Origin of the sequence: Rhodococcus sp. IEGM 1302 (assembly GCF_030056935.1) — a bacterium.
In the GTDB taxonomy this organism is placed as follows: domain Bacteria; phylum Actinomycetota; class Actinomycetes; order Mycobacteriales; family Mycobacteriaceae; genus Rhodococcus_F; species Rhodococcus_F qingshengii.
On sequence record NZ_JASHKY010000013.1, the window covers coordinates 103468 to 122472 of the forward strand.

Consider the following 19005-nt stretch of genomic DNA (forward strand, 5'->3'; position numbering starts at 1 on the left):
TTCCATCGGTAAGTGATATTTAATTGATATCACATTTTTTGTACTCGTGGAGGGGCGCGTGCGACACATGTTGTTGTGTTGGCATCGCGGACCCGACACAACGGGTAGTGTTCAGGCAAGCCAACATTCGGCAGTATCTCTCTCGCTAGGTAGGAATTATGGTCAAGCTGGTCAGTCGCGTTTCCGCCATCAACTGGAATCGCGTCCAGGACGAGAAGGACGCCGAGGTATGGGATCGCCTCGTCAGCAACTTCTGGCTGCCCGAAAAGGTGCCGGTCTCCAACGACATCCCGTCCTGGGGAACGCTGACCGCGCAGGAGCAGCAGCTCACCATGCGCGTCTTCACGGGCCTGACGCTGCTCGACACCATCCAGGGAACGGTCGGCGCCGTCAGCCTCATCCCGGACGCGATCACTCCCCACGAAGAAGCGGTGTACACCAACATCGCCTTCATGGAATCGGTGCACGCGAAGAGTTACAGCTCGATCTTCTCGACGCTGTGCTCCACCCCCGACATCGACGACGCGTTCCGCTGGTCGGAGGAGAACCCCAACCTGCAGCGCAAGGCGCAGATCGTTCTCGACTACTACAACGGCGAGTCGCCGCTCAAGCGCAAGGTCGCATCGACGCTCCTCGAGAGCTTCCTCTTCTACTCCGGCTTCTACCTGCCGATGTACTGGTCCTCGCGAGCCAAGCTCACCAACACCGCAGACCTCATCCGCCTCATCATCCGCGACGAGGCTGTGCACGGGTACTACATCGGCTACAAGTACCAGAAGGGCCTCGAACAGCTCACCGAGGCCGAGCGTGAAGAGCTCAAGAACTACACGTTCGAGTTGCTCTTCGAGCTCTACGAGAACGAGGTCGACTACACCCAGGACCTCTACGACGGCGTCGGTCTGACCGAGGATGTCAAGAAGTTCCTGCGCTACAACGCCAACAAGGCGCTCAACAATCTCGGCTACGAAGGCCTCTTCCCGAAGGACGAGACGGACGTCAATCCGGCTATCCTGTCGGCACTTTCACCGAATGCGGACGAGAATCACGACTTCTTCTCCGGCTCGGGTAGCTCCTACGTCATCGGCAAAGCCGTCAACACCGAAGACGACGACTGGGACTTCTAGAGCGACCTACACGCCGAAGCCCGACTCCTGCACACGCGGGAATCGGGCTTCGGCCGTGTATTGAGAGCGGGCTAGCGCTGAAACCACGCTTCCGGCTTGTCCTGCAACGCTTTTGCGAGGCGCAGACGCGAGGTTTCCGTCATGTCCGAAGGCAGTTCGCTCGGCGCGAACCACGCGACCTCGAGGTTTTCGTCGTCCGCCACGTGTGCATCTCCGTCGGTCCACCTGGCCAGGAAGCAGACGTCGAGGTACTGAGTCACGTCACCATTGGGGTACGTAATGGGTTCTGTGACATCGATACTCGTGATCCGAACCAATTCGGCGTCGACGCCGGTTTCTTCCTTCGCCTCGCGCACCGCCGCCGCCGACGGTTCCTCCCCAGGCTCGAGAACGCCGGACACGACGGCCCACTGACCGTTGTCGGCGCGGCGGGTGAGCAGGATCCGGCCGTCGTCGTCGCGGATCACGACGCTCACTCCGGACAGCCAGAGCGGCGCATGACCGACCTTCTCGCGCAAAGCGACAATGAATTCCGGGATCGGCATGTCAGAACCCGACCGTCACAGTTGTGGCGAGCCGCTTCGAATGTCGGAGTTGTGGTTCGTTCCAGTCAGCTGGCATATCCGTTCAAGGTTCCCTTCAAGTCCGCCAATACGGCACGGGCAGCAGTCATCCCGTTTCCGCTCCAGATGTCGTCTTCCGCTACGAACACACGTCGGTCGGTGGCAGCGGCGAGGTCCTGCCACTGGTCGCTCTTCATGACCTCGGTGCCGTAGGTACGACCGTTCGGCCCGTCGAAGAGTACGTAGATCAAGTCCCCTTCGGCGGCGCTGAGATCGTCGGCCGGAATCGGTGCCGTGGTCGCATCGGTCAATCGCTGCGCCGGTGGGCGCCGGACGCCGACGTCGCTGAGGATCTGTCCGGCGAAGGATGCGGGGCCCTCGATCTGCAGGTCCTTCGAACCGAACCGAACCACTGATGCCTGCGTCTGCGATGCATTCAATGCGTCGCCGAGCTGCACGACGTCCTGCTGGTAGCGGTCCAGCTCCGTCGCAGCCGCGGACGAACGGCCCAGTGCCTGGCCGGCGAGGGCGAACTGCGCTTTCCAGTACACGGGATCCGAGCCCGCGAACACGGTGGGGGCGATGGCGTCGAGTTGCCCGTACAAGCCGTCGGACGCCGGACTGGACCCGAGGATCAAGTCCGGCGCGGCGGCCTTCACGGCGTTGACGTCAGGTGCGCTCACGGGGCCGACACTCGGAATCTCCGAGATGCCGAAACCCAGGTACGACGGTTGAGGCGAGTCGACACCGGTTGCGGCGCCCACTACCCGCTCCCACAGACCGAGGGCGCACACGGCGTCCATCGAGACACTGTCGAGGACCACGATCCGTTGGGGATCGGAAGGAACCTCGGTTTCACCCGCAGTGTGTACGACTCGACGCTTCACCCCGGGGCCCGCTCCCGGGTCGGCTTGCGTCGGCGTCGGGCACGCGGTGGCGGTGTCGCGTTCGATGCCCATCACGCCGGCACCGGCGATCGACGTAGTGGTCCGGACGATGGTGCTCGCCGGATCGTCCGACGAGTCGGACGAGCAACCACCGAGGACGAGCATCGTGGCGGTGATCCCCAGGATCGAGACACGACGAACGGACGTGCGGGCGGTCGTGCGTGAGAGAACAGACGTGCGTGAGAGAACAGACAAGTCGACGGCTTCCTGTGTGAGCGGGCGCCGTTCAGGTTAGCTGTTCGACTCAGCTGTTCTGCTTGTCCACCTCGAACGTGTCCGAGAGGTCGTCGAGGATCATGTGGGCGCCCTGGATGCTGACCGGCGACATCCACCGTGAATCGTCCACGTCGACCTTGCGTCCTCGAAGCGTCTGCCACAGCGGGCTCTCGAGGAACGGCTTCGCGGCTTCGGCGCTCTTGCCCTCGGCGTCCTGCCAGGTGCTGATGAAGATGACGTCCGCGTCGGCTTCGTTGATCAGCTCGGGGCTGATCTTCATCATGATGTTGCCGGCGTCGGCGGGGTCAGGTCCCTGGTTGTCCGGGCGCTTCAATCCGGCGTCCTGAAGAACGATGCCGCTGAACGAGGTGGTGCGGTAGAGACGTGCGGTCGGTTCACCGGCGAACCGGACTACCGAGATGACCGGGTTGTTCGCCTTCTCGTTGATTTCCTTGCCGACGGCAGCCGCGCGAGTTTCGTATTCGGAGATTTTCGCCTCGGCCAGCGATTCCTTGCCCAGCGCTTGACCGACTACGCGGATGTTGTCCTTCCACGTCGGACCGGTTGTCTGGGTGAAGACGGTGGGCGCGATTGCGGAGAGCTGCTCGTAGTTCTTCCCGTCGCGGACCTCGGCGGAGATGATGAGGTCCGGCTGCAGTGCGGCGATCTTCTCGAGGCTTGCACTGCTGACCGTGCCGACCGAGACGGCGTCCGCGGCGAATTCCTCCCGCGAGGATCCGAGGTAGTCGGGCAGACCGGGCTCGCGGTAGTCGACGTAGCCGACGAGCGGGGATTCGAGGAGAAGGACGGCGTCGGTGAAGCTGTTGTCGAGCGCGACGATCCGCTGGGGTGCTGCCGGGATTTCGGTGCTTCCACGGAAGTGTTCGATCGTGCGGGGGAATGCGCCCGACTCGGTCGAGGTGGTGGTTGCAGCGGGCTCGTCGTTACTCGAGCAGGCTGGAACGACCAAGGCGATCGAGGCTGCGACGGCTACCAGCGCGGCGCGGCGGGGAAAGAATTTCACTGAATACTCCTGAGGTGAGTTAGGCGAGGGTGACCTTATCAGTGGAGGAGATGGCCGAAAACGGACACCGGCCGAATTCTTCGACGGGTACGACACGCCGATTCGGATGTGGGTTCGGACTCCCGAGGGAACATAAACCGCAGGTCGTTCGTTTGGTGCCCCCAAAAACGGATGCTCGAGTACGACGCAGAGTAGGACCGGGTCGCGGTGCCTCGGAGTCACGGTCTACGATTCGATGAGCGCAAGCCAGAAGCCGTTGTCCGCAGCCCGGGCGACGGACCCTGCGGGCGCAACCAAGGGCTCTTTCACGGAGTCTGCGGAGCGACCAAAGGCACATTCAGGAGGATCAGTGACTGCCGTAGCGCCCCAGCCAGTCCCCACGATAGCGCCGGCCAGGCCTTACCCGCCGCGGCAGGGACCCAAGGGCTCATTCATTTTCAAGATGATCACGACCACCGATCCCAAGGTGCTCGGAATCATGTACTTGGCGACTTCCATCGCCTTCTTCCTCATCGGTGGCCTCATGGCACTGATGATGCGTGCCGAACTTGCTGTACCCGGCATGCAGTTCCTTTCCAACGAACAGTTCAACCAGCTGTTCACCATGCACGGCACGATCATGCTGCTGCTGTACGCGACCCCGATCGTCTTCGGCTTCGCGAACTACATTCTTCCGCTCCAGATCGGTGCACCCGACGTCGCGTTCCCGCGCCTGAACGCGTTCAGCTACTGGCTGTACCTGTTCGGTGCGATCATCACGACAGCCGGATTCGTCACGCCCGGTGGCGCAGCAGACTTCGGTTGGACGGCATACACGCCGCTGACCAGCGCGCTGCACAGCCCCGGCGTCGGCGCCGACCTGTGGGTCTTGGGTCTGGCCGTCGCCGGCCTCGGCACCATCCTCGGTGGCGTCAACATGGTCACCACCGTGATCTGCCTGCGCGCACCCGGTATGACCATGTTCCGCATGCCGATCTTCACCTGGAACATCTTCATCACCAGCATCCTGATCCTGCTGGCGTTCCCGCTGCTGACCGCTGCATTCATGGGCTTGTTCGTCGACCGCCATCTCGGTGGGCACATCTTCGACCCGGCAACGGGCGGTGTGCTCCTGTGGCAGCACCTGTTCTGGTTCTTCGGTCACCCCGAGGTGTACATCATCGCGCTGCCGTTCTTCGGCATCGTCTCGGAGATCTTCCCGGTCTTCAGCCGTAAGCCGATCTTCGGCTACAGCGGCCTGGTGTACGCAACATTGGCCATCGCCGCTCTGTCGATCGCAGTGTGGGCCCACCACATGTACGCAACCGGCGCTGTTCTCCTGCCGTACTTCTCGTTCATGACGTTCCTGATCGCCGTGCCGACAGGTGTGAAGATCTTCAACTGGATCGGCACGATGTGGAAGGGGCAGTTGACCTTCGAATCGCCGATGCTGTTCTCGATCGGCTTCCTGATCACCTTCCTCTTCGGTGGTCTGTCGGGTGTCATCCTCGCGAGCCCGCCGCTCGACTTCCACGTCACGGACAGCTACTTCGTCGTCGCCCACTTCCACTACGTGGTCTTCGGTACGGTCGTGTTCGCCACGTACGCCGGTATCTACTTCTGGTTCCCGAAGATGACCGGTCGCATGATGGACGAGCGCCTCGGCAAGTGGCACTTCTGGACCACGTTCGTCGGTTTCCACGGCACGTTCCTCGTTCAGCACTGGCTCGGTGCCGAAGGTATGCCGCGTCGTTACGCCGACTACCTGCCCTCGGACGGGTTCACGGTTCTGAACTCGGTGTCCACGATCTTCGCCTTCGTACTCGGTGCCTCGACGCTTCCGTTCATCTGGAACGTCTTCAAGAGCTACCGCTACGGCGAGGTGGTCACCGTCGACGATCCGTGGGGTTACGGAAACTCGCTGGAGTGGGCAACCACCTGCCCGCCGCCGCGTCACAACTTCACCGAGTTGCCGCGCATCCGTAGCGAGCGTCCGGCGTTCGAGCTGCACTACCCGCACATGGTGGAGCGGATGCGCGCGGAAGCGCACGTCGGCCCCGGCCACGGCGGGAAGAACGCCAGCACCGTGCTCGAAGATGCTCGTCACGAGCCGCTCACGGTCGGGGACGAAGGCGACCCCGGAACCGACAGCCGCTCCTGAGCGAAGTAACACACTGAAGTAATCAGCGAAGGCCCCGCCCGAGTAACGGGTGGGGCCTTTCGCTTGGCACAATAGTGACGATCAAGACGCGAACGAAGAAACGATCGGAGTTTTCGGTGGGTGCCTCTGACACCACTGTTCTGGTGACTGTGACCGGGCCGGACCGCCCTGGCGTCACCTCGGTACTGTTCGCGGCGCTGTCGCGGCACGATGTGCGTCTACTCGACGTGGAGCAGGTGGTGATTCGAGGTCGACTGACACTCGGTGTCATGGTTGCCTGCCCGAACGATCCCGAAGCGCTTCAGGAAGAACTCGAACAGGCGATGGCGACGGTCGGAATGAACGTCGACATCGAAATCGGTGCCGATCCCGGACGGCCCGCGGTGTCCACCCACGCGGTCGTTGTTCTCGGTAGCCCGGTCAATGCTCGCGCAATGCGATCGGTTGCACGCGAACTCGCGAAGCAGGGCGCAAACATCGATTCCATCCGTGGTGTCGCCGACTATCCGGTCACCGGCCTCGAACTCAGCGTCAGCGCGGCCGATACGGCGGACGGCGACGCGAAGCTGCGCACCGGACTCGCCGAGGTCGCCGCTCTCGAAAACGTCGACATCGCGGTCGAGCGCGCAGGTCTCGCTCGCCGGGCCAAGCGTCTGATCGTGTTCGACGTGGACTCGACGCTCGTCCAGGGCGAGGTCATCGAGATGCTCGCCGCGAAGGCCGGCGTCGAGGACGAGGTCCGCGCCGTCACTGAAGCTGCGATGCGCGGCGAGATCGACTTCACCGAATCACTGCACCAGCGTGTGGCGACACTCGCCGGTCTCGACGCCTCCGTCATCGACGAGGTGGCAGAGAGCATCGAACTGACGCCGGGTGCGCGAACCACGATTCGCACCCTGCGCCGTCTCGGATTCCACTGCGGCGTGGTGTCGGGTGGCTTCCGGCAGGTCATCGAAGGCCTCGCACACGAACTCGAACTGGACTTCGTGCACGCCAACACCCTCGAAATCGTCGACGGCAAGCTGACCGGGCGTGTGATCGGTGAAATCGTCGACCGCGCCGCGAAGGCCGTTGCGCTGCGCAAGTTCGCCGATCAGGTCGGTGTGCCGATGGAACAGACCGTCGCCGTCGGTGACGGTGCCAACGACATCGACATGCTCAACGCCGCGGGCCTGGGCGTGGCGTTCAACGCCAAGCCTGCGTTGCGGGAGGTCGCGGACGCTGCTTTGTCGCATCCTTTCCTCGATGCTGTGCTGTTCATTCTCGGTGTGACCCGCGACGAGGTCGAGGCTGCGGACGCCGTCGACGGTGGCGTGCGACGCGTACCGATTCCATGAGTTCCGATCCAGCATTCAGTTCCGATCCAGCTGTGATGTCCCGCCCCGATTCGCGCTGGCGCGAGCGCCACGCGGTGCTGGCTGCTGGGTACGGAGGGCGAGACGATCCCGCGGATCCGGCACTGGTGTTGGCGATGCCGATCATTCTCCACATCCCGAAGGCAGACCCGCCGAAGCGCACTGCACTGCTCGAGGCTGCCGCAACGGCGGCTGTGGCTCTGTGTCTGGACGAACGCGTCGGGTTCACCGAAGACGGGGAACCCGGCCCGTGGCACGAGGACTATTCGGCGTGGGTGGGTGCCCGGATCCGGAAAGTGTCTCGCCGAGCGCGTGGAGCCCAGTGGCTCGCCGCGCAAGAGGTGCCGGGAATCACCGTCGACGTGGATGGTGCCCAGGCGCGGGCTCTGGTTCCCGGGCCGGTCGGAGAACTGGACCCGCGTATCAAGAAGTTGCAGATCGGTGGCACCGACCTGGAGCACGACGAGCCTGGCCATCCCGAGCCCGGTCTTCCGGTGCTGTGGATCGACTCGGCGCTCGAGATGACGGTAGGCAAGGCGTCGGCACAGGTAGGGCATGCCTCGATGTTGTTGGCAGCGGCCATGTCCGAGAAACAGTGCTGGGCATGGGCGCAGAACGACTTTCGCTGCTCGGTACGCGACGCAAGTCCGAAACAGTGGGCCGAGGCAGTAGACCGATTGAAGCGGTCGGAGGCCGTCGCGGTTCGTGACGCTGGTTTCACGGAAGTGGCACCAGGCTCCATGACAGTCATCGCGGTTCCGTAGAGACGTAACCGACCAGTCCAGTATCGGTAACTTGGCTATGGATGAACAGTCCAGTGGCCATCAAGATGGTCGAGTGTTGATACGGAGATTCGCCTCGCTGTTCGTTGGTCTGTGGTTGTACGGCTTCTCGATGGCCATGATGATCACAGCCGGTCTTGGTTTGGATCCCTGGGACGTGTTTCATCAGGGTGTGGCCGAGCACGTTTCGCTCAGTTTCGGCGTGATCACTGCGATTACCGGTGCGGTGGTACTGCTGCTCTGGATTCCGATCCGCCAGCGGCCAGGATTCGGAACGGTCGCCAATGTCGTTGTAATTGCCATCTCGGTGGATACCTCACTGGCCTTCTTGCCGGTCTTTGATTCCATGCCAGTTCGAGCCGTGATCATGGTCGCGGGAATCCTCCTCAACGGACTGGCCAGCGTTCTCTACATCGGCGCGGGCATGGGGCCGGGCCCCCGCGACGGGTTGATGACAGGACTGGTGGCGCGCACCGGCTTGTCGGTCAGGCTCGTGCGTACCAGCATCGAAATCGCGGTCCTCGCTACCGGATGGCTCCTCGGTGGAACGGTTGGCATCGGAACCGTGTTGTACGCCTTCGGGATCGGACCGACCATTCAATTCCTGATCAAGGTGCTGCCGGATTCCATGACAGCAGCGGTGACCGGAGGACGTGTCACGGAACGTAAGGCCAAGACCGTGGGGCCGGTCAGCGAAATCTCGGTGCCGACGGGAACTTCGGCCGTGGAAGCGGGTTCGCCGGTCGGTGACGCCGAATCGAACGATGCAGTCAATGTGCCGTCGAACCATTCCGGAGTGCCGACGGTGACCTGAACCGGTCCACCGGAATGCAGGATCAGGAGCCAACTGTCGTCACCCAGCGGGCGCCCGGTCCGAGTGTGAGACCGAACGTCGGCTCCGTCGATCCAGGCCTGCAGCGTTCGGTGACTCTCGTCGTACCATGCGGTGTCGTCGAACTCGACGCCGGCAGCGTCGAACCAGACGAGGTCCGGGTGCTCCAGTCTTCTTCTGCCTTCGAAGAATTCGGGCTGACGCAACGCTGGTGCTGCTCGGCGTAGTCCGAACGCTCGGGAGACGAACTGCATCAACGACTGATCGGCCGTAGTCCAGTCCAGTGCCCACGACTCGGCTGGGGAGGCAACTGCTGGAACACAATACGCGTTGTTGTTCCCCCCGAGGCTGTGGCCGAACTCGTCACCGGCGGTGATCATCGGGGTACCTGTCGACAGCACGAGTGTGGCCAGTAGCGCCCGTACGTGACGTGCCCTGGCGTCCTGAATCTCGGGATCGGTGCTCGGGCCTTCGATTCCGTGGTTGAACGAATCGTTGTGATCGGCGCCGTCACGATTGTCTTCACCGTTGGCCTCGTTGTGTTTGCGGTTGTATGCCACGAGATCGGCGGCGGTGAACCCGTCGTGCGCTGTGACGAAGTTGATCGACGCCCAGGGGCGACGGCCACTGCCGGCAAAGATGTCCTCGGAACCGGCGAGACGTGACGCGACCTTCCGGACGCTGGATCCGCCGTTCCAGAACTGGCGAATGGTGCTGCGGTACTTGTCGTTCCATTCCGACCATTGGAGTCCGAAGTTTCCGACCTGGTAACCGTCGGCAGTGGCATCCCACGGTTCGGCGATGAGCTTGCACCGGGTCAGTACCGGATCGGAGGAGATGGCCGACAAGATGGACGCCCGCTGGTCGAAGCCGCCGCCGCGCGGCCTACCCAACGCGCTCGCGAGATCGAATCGGAAGCCGTCGACACCCATTTCGGTGGCCCAGTAGCGGAGGCTGTCAGTGATCATGCGCACGGCGATGGGGGAGCAGGCGTCGACCGTGTTGCCGCACCCGGTCAGGTCGATGTCGCGGCCGTCGCCGTCGAGAAGGTAGTAGCCGGGGCCGTCCAAACCTCGCCAGCTGACGCTGATTCCGTCGACACTCTGCTCGCAGGTGTGGTTGTAGACGACGTCGAGGACGACCTCGATGCCTGCCGCGTGTAGTGCATCGACCATGATCCGGAACTCGGTGACTTCGCCGCCCGGAGTTGCCGCGTATCCGGGATGCGGGGCGAAGTACGACGCCGTCGAGTATCCCCAGTGGTTGCGCATTCCTCGCTCGCGGACGCTGTGTTCGGTCAGAAACGCCTGTACGGGAAGCAGTTCCACGGCGGTGACGCCGAGTGAGACGAGGTGATCTATCACGGCCGGTGCCGTCAGGCCGAGGTACGTTCCACGGTGGGCGGCGGGTACTCCTGGATGACTGGCGGTGTACGCGCCCACATGCAGTTCGTAGATGACGCTTTCCTCCCACGGCGTCTCGAGGCGGGCTCCGGCGGGCGCGAGGCCGGGAGTCACCACGGACAGCGGCACGTGGCCGAGCGAGTCGACCGTCGACGGGTCGCCGAAGGGATCGTCGGTGTACGACAGGAGGGCACGGTGATCACCGAGATCCCCCTCGATGCGGCGCGCCCACGGATCGACGAGCAGCTTGTGTGGATTAAGTCTCAGCCCGGCGCGCGGATTCCACGGGCCGGACGCCCGAATTCCGTAACGCTGCCCCGCACCGATCCCGGAGATGATTCCGTGCCAGATTCCGTACGTGTGTTGCCGAAGTTCGACGCGATCTTCGTTTCCGTCCTGGTCGATCAGGCAGATCTGGACGCTCGACGCAGCTGGGGCGTGGACCGCGAACTGGGTTCCGGAGTCCACGATGTGGGCGCCGAGTGGGAACGGAGACCCGGGCGTCGGGGTGTGAGTTTCGATGAGAGGCGACACGCAAGATGATCCTGCCGTGAACGGCCGGAGAATGTGCGGGAAGATGTTCGGGTGCCGCTACCTGATCCAGATCTGCTCATCGATTTCGACAACGTACTCATCCGTCGGGGAGGGTCCACTCTCGTGGGGCCCGTCACCTGGAAAGTGGAGCTGGACGAGCGATGGGTGGTGCTCGGACCCAACGGTGCCGGCAAGACCTCGCTGCTGCGCATCGCGGCCGGTGAGACTTTCCCGACCAGTGGTTCTGCCCACCTCCTTGGCGAAGTTCTCGGCAAGGTCGACGTCAACGAGTTGCGCCCGCGAATCGGTTTGTCCTCGTCGTCGTTGGCGAACCGCGTGCCCGGCGACGAGAAGGTCAGCGACCTCGTCGTGTCGGCGGGCTACGCCGTTCTCGGTCGGTGGCGCGAGGAGTACGAATCCATGGACACCTCGCGCGCTGTGGAGATGCTCGAAAGCCTCGGCGCCGAGCACCTGGCGGATCGGACGTACGGGACGCTTTCCGAAGGCGAGCGCAAGCGCGTCCTCATCGCGCGAGCCTTGATGACCGATCCCGAACTTCTTCTCCTGGACGAGCCCGCCGCCGGGCTCGATCTCGGTGGACGTGAGGAACTTGTGGCTAGACTCGCCGAACTGGCTGCCGATCCGGACGCCCCGGCTACCGTTCTGATCACCCATCACGTCGAGGAAATCCCGCCGGGATTCACCCACGCACTCCTTCTCAAGGAAGGGGAGGTCGTCTCTCAGGGCCTTCTGGACGACGTCATCACCGCCGAAAATCTGAGCGCGGCATTCAGCCAGTCCATCAGCCTCGACAAGGCGGACGGCCGATACTTCGCGCGCCGCGCGAGGCCGTCCGGAGCTCATCGCGCGTGAGCTTCAGTGGGACCTGAAATGCGGCCCAGATCACAGATCGCGTAGGTTCGCGAAGCATGGCTAACGAGAATGCAAACGCTGTCCCCGAGCCCAAGGATGCGTCGACCGTCATCTTGGTGCGCGATGCCGAATCCGGTATCGAGATCTTCCTGCTTCAACGAGTACAGGGGATGGCGTTTGCCGGGGGCATGACGGTATTCCCCGGCGGCGGCGTCGACAAGTCCGATGCGACGGCCGAGGTCGAGTGGGCCGGACCGTCGGTCGAGTGGTGGGCCGAGCGGTTCAGCACGGATGTTGCTCGGGCGAAGGCTCTCGTCTTGGCTGCGGTGCGGGAAACTTTCGAGGAGTGCGGTGTCCTGCTGGCCGGCCCCACGGCTGACACGGTCGTCGCGGACACGGCCGGCTATGCACAGGATCGAGTAGCTCTCGAAAAGCACGAGCTGTCGTTCAGCGATTTCCTGAAGAAGGAGAACCTGGTCCTGCGCACGGATCTGCTGCGGCCGTGGGCGAACTGGATCACGCCGGTGGGCGAGACCCGCCGCTACGACACGCGCTTCTTCGTCGCAGCGTCACCGACCGGACAGATCGCGGACGGGGTCACCTCCGAGGCTGCCGAGGTGCGTTGGCAGAGCCCGCAGGACGCGCTCGCGCATTGGCGGGAGGGTGGCAGCATCCTGTTGCCGCCGACGTGGAGTCAGCTGACCGAATTGGCCAAGTTCAGTTCGGTGGCGGAGATACTCGCAGCCGAGCCGGAGATTCCCGTCATCCTGCCTACGTTGATCACCGACGAGGAAACGCTGCGCGTCGAGTTCCCGAACCAGGACGGTTACTACGTCGCCGGGCCGCATCCGTGGTCGGTCAAGGCGGCAAAGTAACCTCTCGACCATGGCTGAATTTGTGACTCTCGAGGTTTCCGAAGGCATCGGCACCATCCGTCTGGCGCGTCCGCCCATGAACGCTCTGAACCGTCAGGTTCAGGACGAGTTGGCTGCTGCCGCACACGCTGCGACCGTCGACAAGGCAGTCAAGGCCGTCATCGTCTACGGCGGCGAGAAAGTCTTCGCAGCCGGTGCCGACGTCAAGGAAATGGCCGAGATGGACTACGGCCAGATCCGTGACGCGATCGGCGGCATGCAGGCCGGACTCGGCGCCGTGGCGTCCATCCCGAAGCCGACCGTTGCCGCGATCACCGGATACGCACTCGGCGGTGGACTCGAAGTTGCACTCTCGGCCGATCGCCGGATCGTCGGAGACAATGCCAAGCTCGGAGTTCCGGAGATTCTGCTCGGAATCATTCCCGGTGGCGGCGGAACGCAGCGTCTGGCTCGTCTGATCGGTCCGGCCAAGGCCAAGGATCTGGTCTTCACCGGCCGTTTCGTCGGGGCTGACGAGGCGTTGGCCATCGGTTTGGTCGACGAGGTCGTCGCTCCCGACGACGTGTACACCGCGGCCCGGACATGGGCCTCGCAGTTCGTCGGGGGAGCGTCACGTGCGTTGGCTGCTGCCAAGGCGGCCATCGACGAGGGTCTGAACACCGACCTGGAATCCGGGCTCAAGATCGAGCAGCATCTGTTCGCCGGATTGTTCGCGACCAAGGATCAGGCGATCGGCATGGAGTCGTTCATCGCCAACGGTCCGGGCAAGGCCGAGTTCACGGGCGAGTAGGCTCCCCTAAACTAGAACTTGTTCATCTCTTACCAGCGAGTAGGATAGCCGCCATGACAGCCAGCCCGAATGACGACGCAACCGTCACGCCGCCCGCCGCTACCGACACCTCGGTAGTCGACCCCGCGCCGCGGCCGCACGCCACGGCCGAAGAGGTCGAGGCCGCTCGTAAGGACACCAAGCTCGCCCAGGTGCTCTACCACGACTGGGAAGCCGAAACCTACGATGACAAGTGGTCCATCTCGTACGACGAGCGCTGCATCGACTACGCACGTGGTCGTTTCGACGCCGTCGCGGGCGATCAGCCGCTCCCGTACGAGCGCGCCCTCGAACTGGGTTGCGGCACCGGATTCTTCCTCCTGAACCTGATGCAGGGTGGAGTCGCCAAGACCGGTTCGGTCACCGACCTCTCGCCCGGCATGGTCAAGGTCGCACTGCGCAATGCCGAAAGCCTCGGCCTTCCGGTCGACGGCCGTGTTGCCGATGCCGAGACCATTCCGTACGAGGACAACACCTTCGACCTGGTGGTCGGCCACGCCGTGCTGCACCACATTCCGGACGTCGAGAAGTCGCTCCGTGAGGTCCTTCGTGTCCTCAAGCCCGGCGGACGTTTCGTCTTCGCCGGTGAGCCCACCACTGTCGGCAACTTCTACGCTCGCTGGCTCGGCCGCGCGACGTGGGAAGCAACCACGCGCGTGACCAAGCTGCCGTTCCTCGCAGACTGGCGTCGCCCGCAAGAGGAACTCGACGAGTCTTCTCGTGCAGCAGCTCTCGAGGCTGTCGTCGACATCCACACGTTCGACCCCACCGACCTCGAGAACATGGCGAAGTCCGCCGGCGCCGATCAGGTCCACGCTGCCACCGAGGAATTCGCCGCGGCGCTTCTCGGCTGGCCTGTCCGTACTTTCGAAGCGGCTGTTCCACCGGAGAAGCTCGGTTGGGGCTGGGGGCGTTTCGCTTTCGGTGGTTGGAAGACGCTCAGCTGGGTCGACGAGAAGGTGCTCCGCCACGTCGTTCCTCGCGGATTCTTCTACAACGTCATGATCACCGGCGTGAAGCCCGGCAACTGAATTGGGTTATGACTTCACCCTCGGCGACGTCGACTATCTCGGAAGTGATTCCGGCGTAGCTGCCTTGGCCGAGGTGGATCAGCTCGAACTGTCCACGCGTACGCGTCTGGCCGACATCGGCCGGGCGCGTACGCGTTTCGGTGATCACATGCCTGCGCTCGTGGACACCGTCCTGCTTCGACGTAAAGCCGCCGCCAAACTGCCGGGCAGTGAGCAATGGTTGTTCACGGACGACGCGATGCAACAAGCCACTCCCGGCGTTGTCGCGGCCCACCGCGCGCAGCGTCTGATCGGGCGCGACGTCCACGACGTGACGTGCTCCATCGGCGCCGAACTGCATGCCTTGACCGGAGTTGCGCATCGCGTGATCGGCAGCGACATCGATTCCGTTCGCCTGGCGATGGCACAGCGCAATGTGCCGAGCGCAGCGTTGCTGCGGGCCGACGCGCTCCGCCCGACGACACGCGACACCGTCGTACTGGCAGACCCCGCACGGCGATCGGGCGGTCGCCGCACTCACGATCCGGCAGCGTTGATGCCACCGTTGCCGGACCTCATCGAGGCGTACTCCGGCCGTGATCTCGCGGTGAAGTGTGCTCCCGGACTCGATTTCGACAAGCTGGGCTGGGACGGGGAAGTCGAGGTCGTCTCACTCGACGGCGGCGTCAAGGAAGCCTGCCTGTGGTCGACGGGACTGGCCGAGTCCGGCGTCACGCGCCGAGCTTCGGTCCTTCGCTCCGACGGGAGCGGGTGGGCGATCACCGACGCCGAGGACGACGTGATTCCGGAGCAAGCGCCGGGGGAGTGGATCATCGACCCGGACGGAGCGGTAGTGCGCGCAGGCCTCGTGCGCCACTACGCGGCCAGACACGGCCTCTGGCAGCTCGATCCACGCATCGCTTATCTGACCGGTGACAGCGTCCCTGAGGGAGTTCGCGGATTCCGGATCCTCGAGCAGATCAAGTACTCGGAGAAACTGCTCAAACAGACACTGTCCAAGCGGGACTGCGGTGTGGCCGAAATCCTGGTGCGAGGAGTCGACGTGGACCCGGCAGTGCTGCGTCCACGGCTCAAGCTGAAGGGCTCGCGTGCGCTGAGCGTCGTGATCGTGCGGATCGGACGATCGGCGTCGGCCTTCATCTGTGAGGCGTCCCGCTAGCTCATTTGAAGACGAACAGCTCACCGATTGCGCTGGGCGTCAACACTTCGCCCTTGGGGCCGATCGAGGTGCCGACAGTGAAGCCGACTGCTCCCGGCAACGTGTCCTGATCCACCGTCTCACCGGTTTCGGTGTCGAAGGTGATCAGGCTCAGTCCGTTCTCACCCTCGCGGACGACGGTGTATCCGGTGTTGCCGGCGGTCTGCGCCGGAACGCCCAGTTGCAGAAGGTCCTTACGCTCCCAGGCCAGTTCGGCGTGATCTCCCTCGTCGCGCACGGCAAGGAGGTGGCCCTTGTCGCCGCCGGCGGGAATGATCAAACCGTCGTCGGACGTCGAGGCGCTACCGGCCGAGTTGAAGCCGATGTCGTAACTCCACCTGGTGTCGCCGGTTTCGGCGTCCACTGCCCACAGCGACCCGCTGTTGTCGGTGGCGTACACGGTCTTGCCGTCCTTCGACAGGTCCGGACTCGACGCCGTCCCGCCGGGAAGCGCGTCGGTGGACCACTCGCGGGTGATGGACGGATTGTCGCCGCCCGTGTACTTCATGGCCACCAGATCGGCTGCCTGAGAACTGGGTCCGTAGAAGGTGAAGTAGAACTTGCCGGTGCCCAGGTCCACTGCCGGGGTATTGGCCACGGGGCAGCCGGCAGTACCGAGGAAGCACTCGTTCAAACCCTTGTTGTCGGGAATGAGTTCTGCATTCGCGCCCTGGTCGATCGACGGCGGCGGGATCAGGTCGAACGACGGAAGAACCTTTGCGCCGGTCTGCGGGTCGAGCACGTTGATCTGACCCAATTGGGTGATGAACAACAGGTTTCCGTCGCCGGTGAACTGTGACGAGAGAGGAGTGCCCACAACGAGCGTGCGCCAACGCAATTGACCAGTCTCGGTGAAGGACATCATCGCGCCGCTCTCGCCGACGTAGACATTGGTGGCCGTGTCGACGATGGGCGTCGAGGCGACTACTCCGTCGTTGAGTCGAGCGCACCACTTCTTGCGACCCGTATCCATCTGGAACGAGAAGAGATTGCAGCCGTTCTCGGTGCGGGCGGTGACGAAGCTCTGGCCGTTCGCGGCCACCGAGGCGTACGCGGCAACCGGACCGCCGAGAGGCCGTGACCATGCGAACTCGACATCGCGTGATCCGGTGACCGGGCTCGTGTCGCTGTTGCGGGCGTCGGCATGCATGGCCGGCCAACCCGCCGACGCGTACCGGTCCACCCGTCCGTCGTCGCTGCCGCAACCGGCGATCAGGGCCGCAGCGATCGCCGTCGACACCATCACGGACGACCGTAGGACCCGCCGCATCACAATCTCCCTGCCTTCACTTGATCAAGAGCCCTCGGTAACTGCACAAGCCCGGACCAGAGACTATCCCGACCGGGGCAACGTGACGGGGCACACCCCGAGGGTCGGTGAGTCGGCCCCACGTAGGCTGAACACTCATGACGAGCATGTGGGGCGCACCGTTGCGCACTCGATGGCGGGGATCACGCCGAGGCGACAGCGATCAGGCCAAGTTCTTGACGGTCGATTCCCTCAAATGGGTTCTGGCGAACAAGGCGTACACACCCTGGTATCTGGTGCGGTACTACCGTCTCGCCAAGTTCAAGATGGCCAACCCGCACGTGATCCTGCGCGGCATGGTGTTCCTCGGCAAGAACGTCGAAATCCATTCCACCCCCGACCTGTCCCGCCTCGAGATCGGGCGCTGGGTGCACATCGGTGACGGCAACGCGATCCGCTGCCACGAAGGCTCGCTGCGCATCGGCGACAAGGTCGTCTTCGGCAAGGACAACGTCGTCAACACGTACCTCGACATCGAAATCGGTGCGTCGACGCTCGTAGCCGACTGGTGCTACATCTGCGACTTCGACCACCGCATGGACGACATCAACACACCGATCAAGGACCAGGGCATCGTCAAGGGCCCCGTCCGTATCGGCCCGGACACGTGGGTGGCAGCGAAGGTCACCGTGCTGCGAAATACCCGCGTCGGACGCGGTTGTGTCCTCGGGGCGCACGCCGTCGTCAAAGGCGACATCCCGGACTACAGCATCGCGGTCGGCTCGCCCGCGAAGGCGGTCAAGAACCGCAAGTCCGATTGGGAAGCCGGCGCTGCCGATCGCGCGAAGTACATCGCGGCGCTCGAAGACATCGCGCGCAAGAAGGCCGCCGCAGACGCTGCCGACGCGTCGTCGACGTCGTAGCTCATTTTCCGCAGAACCAGCGATTACTTTCGGCGCCGCCACCGGTCTGTATCGGTATCGGCGCCGAAAGTCTGCGCCGGTGAAAGGAGTGCCGACATGAGCGAACAGACACCCGAATGGGTCGTGGCGCAGCGCCGCGAACTGGTGGGATTTCTCGAGGGCCTGAGCACGGAGCAGTGGAACGCGCCGACCCTGTGCGAGGGGTGGCGGGTCCGCGAAGTGATCGCGCACATCACCATGCCCTACCGATACTCGGCGCCGCGATTCGTCGTGGAAATGGTCAAGTCACGCGGAAACTTCAACAAGATGTCGAACCGGCGAGCGCTCGCCGATGCGTCGGAAGTCGGTGAGCGACAACTGCTTGCCTCGCTTCGCGACAACGTTGCACACCCGTGGAAGCCACCAGGCGGCGGCTTCGAGGGTGCGCTCTCGCACGACGTGATCCACGGTCAGGACATTCGCGTGGCACTCGGCGACGACTACGTGGTGCCCGAAGACCGGCTCACTCGCGTGCTCAGCGGACTCTCGCCCAAAACCCTGAAGTATTTCGGGACGGACCTCGACGGCGCTCGGCTGCGCGCCGACGACCGAGACTGGACGTACGGTGCCGGCGCCGAGGTTCACGGGGCGGCGCAGGATCTCCTGCTCGTGCTGTGCGGCCGGATGCTGCCACCAGGCCATCTGCTCGGGGATGCGAGTTCTCGTTTCACCGCGCCACTCCCGACCCCCTGAGATCAGCACAAAGCGAGCTCAGCGACCGGGCAGCGGACGCTCGGGGATCTGCGGACGGGCCAACGGCTGTCGCACCCGACGCTTCGCGCCCGCGTAGACGTGAGCAGTCTCCTCGGCGACCTGATGCCAGTCGAAGTCCGATGTCAGGCGTGCGCGGGCGGCCACCGCCCGTTCCTGTGCCCCGGCGGGATCGTCGAGTACCTCGCGGACAGCCGAGGTGAGCCCGGCGATGTCGCCCGGTTGGAAGGACATCCCCGTCACCCCGTCGACGACGGCTTCGCCCAGTCCGCCTGCGGTGGACGTGATCAGCGGAGTGCCGGCCGCCGCCGCTTCGAGGGCGATGATCCCGAACGGCTCGTAGCGCGACGGCAGGAC

17 protein-coding genes and 1 pseudogene are annotated in these 19005 nt (G+C 64.0%); 12 read left to right on the forward strand and 6 right to left on the reverse strand.

The genetic code is table 11. The features are described from left to right. Positions 1–158: 158 nt before the first annotated feature. Positions 159–1124, forward strand: a complete 966-nt coding sequence (gene nrdF, locus QM609_RS18740) for a class 1b ribonucleoside-diphosphate reductase subunit beta (RefSeq protein WP_003944744.1) — start codon at positions 159–161, stop codon at positions 1122–1124. A gap of 71 nt (positions 1125–1195) precedes the next feature. On the opposite strand, the gene QM609_RS18745 is transcribed toward nrdF, so the two are convergent. The 3 genes from QM609_RS18745 to QM609_RS18755 form a co-directional block, all read right to left on the reverse strand. Beyond that, positions 1196–1669: an NUDIX hydrolase gene (locus tag QM609_RS18745; RefSeq protein ID WP_042450043.1), complete on the reverse strand. Its 474-nt coding sequence runs from the start codon at positions 1667–1669 to the stop codon at positions 1196–1198. A gap of 65 nt (positions 1670–1734) precedes the next feature. Further along, positions 1735–2829 (reverse strand): iron-siderophore ABC transporter substrate-binding protein, encoded by a 1095-nt coding sequence (locus tag QM609_RS18750; RefSeq protein WP_042924484.1) that lies wholly within the window; start codon positions 2827–2829, stop codon positions 1735–1737. Between the two features lie 49 nt (positions 2830–2878). Beyond that, a complete protein-coding gene (locus QM609_RS18755) occupies positions 2879–3874 on the reverse strand; it encodes an ABC transporter substrate-binding protein (protein ID WP_050655126.1) in 996 nt (331 codons plus the stop codon). Positions 3875–4223: 349 nt separating this feature from the next. On the opposite strand from QM609_RS18755, the gene ctaD reads away from it, so the two are divergent. The 4 genes from ctaD (at position 4224) to yczE (ending at position 8965) form a co-directional block, all read left to right on the forward strand. Beyond that, positions 4224–6014, forward strand: coding sequence for an aa3-type cytochrome oxidase subunit I (gene ctaD / locus QM609_RS18760; protein WP_020907234.1), 1791 nt, complete (start codon positions 4224–4226; stop codon positions 6012–6014). Positions 6015–6130: 116 nt separating this feature from the next. After that, positions 6131–7351 carry a phosphoserine phosphatase SerB gene (serB, locus tag QM609_RS18765; RefSeq protein ID WP_003944761.1) on the forward strand — a complete coding sequence of 407 codons (1221 nt, stop codon included), beginning with the start codon at positions 6131–6133 and terminating at the stop codon, positions 7349–7351. A gap of 35 nt (positions 7352–7386) precedes the next feature. Next, the gene (locus QM609_RS18770; RefSeq protein WP_050655141.1) at positions 7387–8133 is read left to right on the forward strand and encodes a peptidyl-tRNA hydrolase; all 747 of its coding nucleotides are present in this window, start codon (positions 7387–7389) and stop codon (positions 8131–8133) included. Positions 8134–8170: 37 nt separating this feature from the next. After that, on the forward strand, positions 8171–8965 hold the full coding sequence (gene yczE, locus QM609_RS18775; protein ID WP_306170108.1) for a membrane protein YczE: 795 nt from the start codon (positions 8171–8173) through the stop codon (positions 8963–8965). Here the strand turns inward: yczE and glgX are convergent. Continuing rightward, positions 8878–10920: pseudogene (gene glgX, locus QM609_RS18780) on the reverse strand (glycogen debranching protein GlgX); the annotation flags it as partial. The gene yczE and the pseudogene glgX sit on opposite strands and share 88 nt — an antisense overlap. A gap of 51 nt (positions 10921–10971) precedes the next feature. Between glgX and QM609_RS18785 the strand changes: the two are divergent. Genes QM609_RS18785 through QM609_RS18805 form a run of 5 tightly spaced genes read left to right on the forward strand, consistent with a single transcriptional unit; the run spans position 10972 to position 15687 of the window. Next, on the forward strand, positions 10972–11793 hold the full coding sequence (locus QM609_RS18785) for an ABC transporter ATP-binding protein (protein ID WP_003944728.1): 822 nt from the start codon (positions 10972–10974) through the stop codon (positions 11791–11793). A 56-nt stretch (positions 11794–11849) separates the two neighbouring features. After that, on the forward strand, positions 11850–12668 hold the full coding sequence (locus tag QM609_RS18790) for an NUDIX hydrolase (protein ID WP_003944751.1): 819 nt from the start codon (positions 11850–11852) through the stop codon (positions 12666–12668). 10 nt (positions 12669–12678) lie between these two features. Next, positions 12679–13458, forward strand: coding sequence for an enoyl-CoA hydratase/isomerase family protein (locus QM609_RS18795; protein WP_003944701.1), 780 nt, complete (start codon positions 12679–12681; stop codon positions 13456–13458). 53 nt (positions 13459–13511) lie between these two features. Further along, positions 13512–14528, forward strand: coding sequence for a class I SAM-dependent methyltransferase (locus tag QM609_RS18800; RefSeq protein WP_003944733.1), 1017 nt, complete (start codon positions 13512–13514; stop codon positions 14526–14528). Position 14529: 1 nt separating this feature from the next. Further along, positions 14530–15687 (forward strand): THUMP-like domain-containing protein, encoded by a 1158-nt coding sequence (locus QM609_RS18805; RefSeq protein WP_050655128.1) that lies wholly within the window; start codon positions 14530–14532, stop codon positions 15685–15687. Between the two features lies 1 nt (position 15688). On the opposite strand, the gene QM609_RS18810 is transcribed toward QM609_RS18805, so the two are convergent. Further along, entirely contained in the window at positions 15689–16996 is a 1308-nt protein-coding gene (locus QM609_RS18810; protein WP_050655129.1) for an outer membrane protein assembly factor BamB family protein, read from the reverse strand. Between the two features lie 137 nt (positions 16997–17133). Here QM609_RS18810 and QM609_RS18815 point away from each other — a divergent pair, with 137 nt between their 5' ends. Together QM609_RS18815 and QM609_RS18820 are read left to right on the forward strand one after the other, a co-directional pair. After that, positions 17134–17898: an acyltransferase gene (locus tag QM609_RS18815; protein ID WP_003944741.1), complete on the forward strand. Its 765-nt coding sequence runs from the start codon at positions 17134–17136 to the stop codon at positions 17896–17898. A gap of 96 nt (positions 17899–17994) precedes the next feature. Continuing rightward, on the forward strand, positions 17995–18630 hold the full coding sequence (locus QM609_RS18820; RefSeq protein ID WP_042926126.1) for a maleylpyruvate isomerase family mycothiol-dependent enzyme: 636 nt from the start codon (positions 17995–17997) through the stop codon (positions 18628–18630). Between the two features lie 18 nt (positions 18631–18648). On the opposite strand, the gene QM609_RS18825 is transcribed toward QM609_RS18820, so the two are convergent. Then, positions 18649–19005 (reverse strand): glycosyltransferase (locus tag QM609_RS18825; RefSeq protein ID WP_283337338.1); only part of this gene is annotated, 357 nt, incomplete at its 5' end.